Origin of the sequence: Waltera intestinalis (genome assembly GCF_009695995.1) — a bacterium.
GTDB classification, from domain to species: domain Bacteria; phylum Bacillota; class Clostridia; order Lachnospirales; family Lachnospiraceae; genus Acetatifactor; species Acetatifactor intestinalis.
In genome coordinates this window covers 1-1,007 of record NZ_VUMU01000046.1, presented here as the reverse complement: position 1 = coordinate 1,007, position 1,007 = coordinate 1, and the positions used below count along the sequence as shown (strand labels likewise).

Below are 1,007 nucleotides of genomic sequence, written 5' to 3'. Positions count from 1 at the left end.
TTTGTGATTGCCATACCTGTTTCATCAGCTCCTTTACTTCTTTTACATCGGCTTCATAGACGTTGCCCGTGGCGTTCATACGCTTGGCAATCTGGTTTAAATTGTTCCCGATGCGAGAGAGGATTGTATTGTATTCCCGTAGGTGTTCATAGTTTACATCATAGACATATCCGTACAAAATCAGATGCCGGATAAAGGCAGATTTGCTTTTCATATTGGAGGCTTTCCACTTCTGTTCTAGGATGTACTGTTCATCTTCGCTCAGATATATTTTCAATTCATTTTGTCTTTCTCTTTTTGCCATTGCTTTGTCCTTTCCCTTCCTTATTTATGAAGAAAATTTTGTAATATGCCGTATCCGGCGGTGTGCTTTTAGAACGTAAAAATTCAGAAATTCCCGTGGAGTAATTGCTGAGTTTTGGAGTGCAAAGGGGGTCAGGGGGATATGCCCCATGCAAGCCAATTTTTTCAAGTTTCTACTTGGAAGAAACTTGGGAAAATGGTGCCTGTGAGGGAACACAGGCAGTGCTTGCTATCTTTGGCAAATTGCCCGAAGGGAATTTGCGAGTTTTAGGCTGCATAGGCAGCCTGTCCAAAACTCATACGGGCGTTACCGCCCATTTATGGACAGCGTCCGGCTGTCCGGCTTCGGAGAACGGCATAGGTAATAAAAAAACTGCCACGGTTCACAGCAGGCATCAGATGCCCGTGAAGCTCCATAGCAGTTTGTGTGTTTTTTTATGAATTTGTGATTTTATCCATAAAAGATTTTAGCAACCAGAAGCTGCAAAGTCAATAAGAGAAAGTAGGAGAGAAAAGAGTATTTATTTTGGGATAAGTTGAGTTGATTGTATCAAAAGCGGTTGCGGAAAAAAGCCTATTTTAATATGAAAGGTTTTTTCCGGTTCGTTTTTTACAATGAGATTGGAGAATTTACAGAAAGGAGGTAAAGCATGAATACGGCAGATCGCAGAGCTGAAATAATAAATATTCTGCTTGTCAGACGT

At 41.1% G+C, this 1,007-nt stretch carries 2 protein-coding genes; both read right to left on the bottom strand.

What is annotated here, in order from left to right; translation table 11 throughout:
* Positions 1–304 (bottom strand): plasmid mobilization protein (locus tag FYJ59_RS13865; RefSeq protein WP_154498954.1); only part of this gene is annotated, 304 nt, incomplete at its 3' end.
* A gap of 520 nt (positions 305–824) precedes the next feature.
* Positions 825–1,007: hypothetical protein (locus tag FYJ59_RS13995; RefSeq protein ID WP_205839566.1), on the bottom strand; the 183-nt coding region annotated here is incomplete at its 5' end.